Origin of the sequence: Escherichia sp. MR (genome assembly GCF_005280595.1) — a bacterium.
GTDB classification, from domain to species: Bacteria; Pseudomonadota; Gammaproteobacteria; order Enterobacterales; family Enterobacteriaceae; genus Escherichia; species Escherichia ruysiae.
On record NZ_SZVK01000122.1, the window covers coordinates 1 to 1,220 of the forward strand.

Here is a 1,220-nt window from a genome sequence, read left to right on the forward strand (position 1 = left end):
CGGTCTGCGTTGTCGGGAAGATACGTGATCTGATCCTTCAACTCAGCAAAAGTTCGATTTATTCAACAAAGCCCATTGTCGGCGTAAAGGTGACAGCCAGTGGAAAAAGAACCTGAATAGAGATGTTTGCCCACGCCACGCAGTGAGCCAGGGCTGAATAACGAAAGCGTGGTTGTTTATTAGCTTTTTTAAAACGTGACATTGAGATAATTTCCTGATGAACGAATTAACGAACATAAGCAAACGCAAATAAAATGTTTGCTTGTCAGAAAAACCGGGTATTTCCCGGTTTCCTTTTCCGCAGAAAAGGAAATACCTTTATGAAAGAAAGCGCATCGCCACCCTGAATATTCAGTGGTTGCAATAACTCGTCTGGTGACAGGGCCGGGATTATATTTTTGTTTGTAAATATGAATTTAGCTTTTTGTGCAAGAGCTAATATAAAGGGGCAAGTTCTATTGGATGCTGACTAAATTACGGTTACCTGGTTATTTAGAATTGGATTGTTTAGGTATCGTAACTGGCCTTTTATAGCGGAAAGGCATTTCAGTCAAAATAAGTCAATAAGCCTTCGGTGGTATGCCAATCCTCATTTATAGTCATGTGTTCTTCGATTAGGAAATATCTTAATCACTCGCTATAGGCATTACTTAATTTTTCGCATAGTCATTATCTGCATACATCTATACTGGACTATTGCTGAAGGAATAAAAACCTCACCCGCCAGCATGGTTGGCAGAGATTTCAGTAATAACCTTTGTTATTTGACAATCTTATCCATCGCTTTCATAAATTAATGACGAGCGAATAATGATATTCTGCGAGCTGATTTTTATGTGATAATCATGGCGCGTAGTAAAATCACAGAAAATAACAACATATCACTCAAAACCCCTTATCGGAAACTGTTGTATCTCATTGTAATTAATTATGAAAAATACACTGCGCTTATTCCGAAAATCAAAAATCGGTTAGGATTTTGTTATTTAAAACCCAAGCCATTACGCTTGCTTACTTTATCGATAAATCCTACTTTTTTTAATGCGATCCAATCATTTTAAGGAGTTTGAAATGGATAAGAAGCAAGTAACGGATTTAAGGTCAGAACTACTCGATTCACGTTTTGGTGCGAAATCTATTTCCACTATCGCGGAATCTAAACGTTTTCCGCTGCACGAAATGCGCGATGACATCGCATTCCAGATTATCAATGATGAATT

1 protein-coding gene and 1 pseudogene are annotated in these 1,220 nt (G+C 37.8%); one reads left to right on the forward strand and one right to left on the reverse strand.

Annotated features, from left to right (window positions below):
• Positions 1-58: 58 nt before the first annotated feature.
• Entirely contained in the window at positions 59-202 is a 144-nt protein-coding gene (locus FC814_RS22490; RefSeq protein WP_137326490.1) for an adhesin, read from the reverse strand.
• 869 nt (positions 203-1,071) lie between these two features.
• On the opposite strand from FC814_RS22490, the pseudogene FC814_RS22495 reads away from it, so the two are divergent.
• Positions 1,072-1,220: pseudogene (locus tag FC814_RS22495) on the forward strand (glutamate decarboxylase); the annotation flags it as partial.